This is a genomic window from Halobacillus sp. BBL2006 (assembly GCF_000786645.1).
Taxonomy (GTDB): Bacteria; Bacillota; Bacilli; order Bacillales; family Halobacillaceae; genus Halobacillus.
The window spans coordinates 1-4,370 of record NZ_JRNX01000604.1 but is presented as its reverse complement, the minus strand read 5'-3'; the positions used below and the strand labels follow the sequence as shown (position 1 = coordinate 4,370).

The window sequence follows — 4,370 nt, the reverse complement described above, 5'->3', positions numbered from 1 at the left end:
CAAGACAGTGGCAGGTGTTCTGGCTCCTACTTTTGCCTGTTCCAGAGCAAGGGTCATTTCAGATGACTCCCCGATAATATCGTCGAACGTATATTTAGCTTCTAAACTCCTGATAATTTGCCTCGCCCTCTTCAACTCACTTGTCAATGATTGAATTTCAGAAACATCATGAAGGACACCGACACTTCCTTTAAGGATCCCATCGACAATGACTGGAGCTACGTTAACCAACACATCTTTGTTTGAAGGACCGACTTTCATCCGCACACTTCTTACAGGTCTTCTCGTCCTCAGCACTTTCATGTGCATACTTTCGCCTTCAGATATATCTACCGTTGCAGGTTTTCCGACAATATCTTTTTCGGCTAGCCCTGTTATCCTTGTATAAGCTGGATTTATCATTAAACCGTTTCCATTTTCGTCTACAACAGATATCGCTTCATCCGATGATTGAATGATCGCTTCCAGCATCGTTTTTACTTCTTTAAGGTCTGTGACCTCTTCAGCTAAATGAACGACCTCTGTAATATCCTGAAAAACTGCATATGCTCCAATGACTTTGTTGTCAGCACCAACCATAGGAATTCGCGTTGTTATGACTTTCTTTCCGTTATCTAGTTCCAGCTTTTGGTTTAATTCCTTCTTCTTAGAACTCAATACTTTTGGAAGCCTAGAATCAGGAATAATTTTTTTGACTGGTTTTCCAACAACGTCTTGACGCTTTACATCTACGATCCTTTCAGCACTGCGATTGATAAAAGAAACTTTCCCGTCAACATTGATCACGATCATTCCGTCATGAATGCTGTTAAGAATAAGTTGTTGATTCTCGGTTTGCTGCTTTAATTTTTTTACAAGGGATTCCTTTTCTTCAAGCAATTCAGAGGTTATATAGGCTACGGAACCTGGAATGATAACAGTGGACCGTTGGCGCTTGGACCTTATAGAATCAAAGACTTCCTCATTCCCAGTAGCTTCGATAACAATATCGATGTCTTTATGTATCCATTCTTCCCACGAATCACATGTAGGAATTTGATAGGATTTTGCTAGTTCCAACCCTTGAGCATGGGGATCGACATCAGTAACAGCAACAACTTTCATTCGGTCGGTTTTATTCAACAACTTTAACAGGGCTGTTCCACCTTTGCCTGCTCCGACAATTAACACTCGTTTCATTTCATCACACCCTGCAATATTTTGCGCAACTTTATCCTACATGAATCTGCATAATTTAGCAAGTGCGATTATATTTCCACAACTCCCTGCATTTGATATACTAAACGAGGACTGTTAAAAAGGAGTTTATGACTATGCGCTTAATTGCATTAATGCTTTTAGTAACCCCAGGTTTGATTGCTGTTTATGGAATCAAGCTTATAAGAGATGCCTTATTTGGAGAGTTTCATCCAATTTTCCTGCATATTGCCGTCCAGGGTATTCTCGGAGTCGTCTTTGTTGTCGGTGGCATAGCCTTCATCGGAGGGTTCATACTACACAGAGACAGAAAAAGGGGTCTTACTAAAGGAAGATTCAAATAACCATTACTATGAAGTGCACCATATAAAGAAGGAGTTTTGCTCTGTGACAGAGTTCGATTTATTCAGAAAGCAATACCCTTTTGAATTACTTACAGATGAAGAATTTCAAGAGGTTTTCGGTAAAGCTGTAGTGAAAGAATACAGCACGAATGAGTTCATCATTCATGAAGACCAGTCAGATGATACCATTGACATTCATTTCATGGTATCTGGCTTAGCGAAAAATATTATGCACAGGTCGAATGGCCGGCAACTGTCCGTACGATTCTACTATCCAGGCGATCTAATTGGTGTCATGATTCTGTTAACGAGTGGCGAAATGAGATTCTCTGTACAGGCCCTTGAGCCTGTCAAAACCTTGTGCTTTGAACGGGAATCGTTCTTAAAAATGATGTCAAACAATACACAGTTCTCTAAGGTAGTCATGGATGGAATAAGTCATTTAATGAAAAGCCTTTACGATGAAATTAAATATAAAAGCTCAACGACAGACGAACCGGACGATCGAGAATTATACAAAAAGCGTGCTGACGGTTTTATGGAACCTCCGACCTTTATCCACCCTGAAGCGTCCATTGAAAAGGCAGCGAGAATGCTTCAGCAGCAAAAAATTGAGGCTCTCATAGTCAGCGAAGACCAAAAGACTATGCTCGGAATGATCGGATATACGCAAATATTGCGTGCCTATTTCGAAAATGATCACCGGAATCCAGTAAAGGCTTACATGGAAGAAGAAGCATATGAAATCAATCAGCAGGAATTCATCTATGATGCACTCAGTTATCTAAAGCATCACCCTACTGAAATTATCCCTGTACTTCATAAGGGATTTGTCGTCGGAATATTGCGCCAATCTTCCTTCTTTACAATTAAAAACTCGGTATATTTTGATTTGACCTACCGCATTTCAAACGCTGCAAGCCAGAACGAAATAAAAAAATTGTCACCAGTTTTCAATGAACGCTTTCAACAATTCGTTTCAAGTTTAATTCATGAAAACATGTTCGCATATGATATCGCCGAGTTGATTACGAACTACAATGACCGAATTCATAAGCAGATTGTTCAAATTGCGGAGGACCAGATGATTGCGGAAGGGTTTGGTCCTCCACCAATCAATTATTGCTTTCTAGTTATGGGAAGTGAAGGACGAAAAGAACAAGCATTTGCCACGGATCAAGACAACGGAATGATCTTATCCGATTATAGCCATTTCAAAAACAAAGCGCAGATTGACGCGTACTTTTTAGAATTTGCTAAAAAAATCAATCGTATGCTGGATGAATGCGGATTTCCATACTGCAATGGCGGTATTATGGCAAAAGAAGAAAAGTGGAGAAAACAAAAAAGTGAATGGTACGAAAGCGTAAATATGTGGATCGAAAAAATGGATGCAGAAGAAGTGCGCGACTTCACTATTTTCATGGACTTCCGGCCCATTTTCGGAGATTATTCACTTGCTTATGATTTAAAAAAATTTGTAACCAAGAGAGTTCAAAAGTCGCTCAATCTTCACCAGTTGCTCATGAAGGATACACTTCGTTTCCGTGTTCCTGTACAGCCCTTTGGGAGAATATCGGGTGTTGGAAAAAAACGGACACTCAACTTAAAAAAATCAGCGATTATGCAAATCGTCAACGCGATTAGAATTTACAGCATGAAGTACGGAATTGAGGAAATCAATACCGTGAACCGACTGGAAGCTCTCGCGGATCAAGAGCGTTTTCACCCACGAGATGTTGAAAACGCCAAAACAGCTCTACATCGATTAATGTTGTTTAGATTAAAAGAGAATCTAAAGCAATTGAATGAAAATGAAACATTGTCCAACGACCTCAAGCTCACTCAGATGAAAAAAGATGAACGACGCTCTCTACGTGAGTCGCTGATTATCGCTAAAAGGCTTCAACAGGTTCTAGAGCTGAGCTATAATCGAAATCGGGTGGTTTAATGTTACCAGTTGACTTACAAATTTTAAAATATATTTTCTTTGAGAAACCTATTTATTATTTTAAGATTAAACCCTATTTAAAATGGAATACCTATCATCAACTTGAAGAAAGATTAGAAAACCTTAACAGGTATGAAAATGAACGTTTACTAGACCAAGACTATACAATTTTTGACTTGGAAACGACAGGATTTCTCCCAGAGATTGGGCATGAAATCATATCTATTGGGGCGATCCGACTTCATGGTCTTGACGCCTGTCATCGAAAAACTTTTCACCAGGTAATCCGGCCAATTCGTCCGGTCAATAGTCAAACACTAAGATTAACCGGATTAACCCGTGACCGCTTAAGAAATGCCAGTCCTTTTATTGAAGGTTTCCAAAACTTTTTAGAATTTAGTGAAGGGTCAGTCCTGGTCGCTCATCCTGCCAAATTCGATATGCGTTTTTTGCAGACAATGTTAAAACGTTGGAAGCTTCCCCCTTACCATCCGCCAGTCGTTGATTCCCAACTGATGGCTCAGTGGCTGCTTCCTTCGGTCAAACACCAGTTGGACCCCTTGCTGAAGCATTTCGGCATAGATAAAAGAGCACGCCACCATGCTCTGAATGATGCTATCATGACAGCTGAATTATTCAGTCACCTTCTTTCCATGACTCTGGATAAAGATGTATCTACAATGAAAGAGTTGAACCATATTCTTTATAAACAAAAAAAAGCGAAGCAGCCAAATTAAAAGCTGCTTCGCTCTTTTATTTTAGAATGGTGTTTAAATTTACAGATGATCTTTCTTATTCCAATAAAGCTCCCGGATGTTGAAGACACAGTTTCGAGACCTTCGTGTGAGTTTGGGGCTGCGGGAAAAGGTTCGCTTTCC

4 protein-coding genes are annotated in these 4,370 nt (G+C 39.9%); 3 read left to right on the top strand and 1 reads right to left on the bottom strand.

The features are described from left to right. Nucleotides 1-1,179 (bottom strand): PAS domain-containing protein (locus LD39_RS16780; protein ID WP_035550194.1); only part of this gene is annotated, 1,179 nt, incomplete at its 3' end. Between the two features lie 134 nt (nucleotides 1,180-1,313). Between LD39_RS16780 and LD39_RS16775 the strand changes: the two genes are divergently transcribed. Genes LD39_RS16775 through LD39_RS16765 form a run of 3 tightly spaced genes read left to right on the top strand, consistent with a single transcriptional unit; the run spans nucleotide 1,314 to nucleotide 4,229 of the window. Next, nucleotides 1,314-1,541 (top strand): DUF2627 domain-containing protein, encoded by a 228-nt coding sequence (locus LD39_RS16775; protein WP_035550191.1) that lies wholly within the window; start codon nucleotides 1,314-1,316, stop codon nucleotides 1,539-1,541. Nucleotides 1,542-1,584: 43 nt separating this feature from the next. Then, entirely contained in the window at nucleotides 1,585-3,492 is a 1,908-nt protein-coding gene (locus LD39_RS16770) for a DUF294 nucleotidyltransferase-like domain-containing protein (protein ID WP_035550188.1), read from the top strand. Continuing rightward, entirely contained in the window at nucleotides 3,492-4,229 is a 738-nt protein-coding gene (locus LD39_RS16765) for a PolC-type DNA polymerase III (RefSeq protein WP_035550184.1), read from the top strand. The genes LD39_RS16770 and LD39_RS16765 overlap by 1 nt, the downstream gene beginning before the upstream one ends. Nucleotides 4,230-4,370 lie beyond the last annotated feature (141 nt).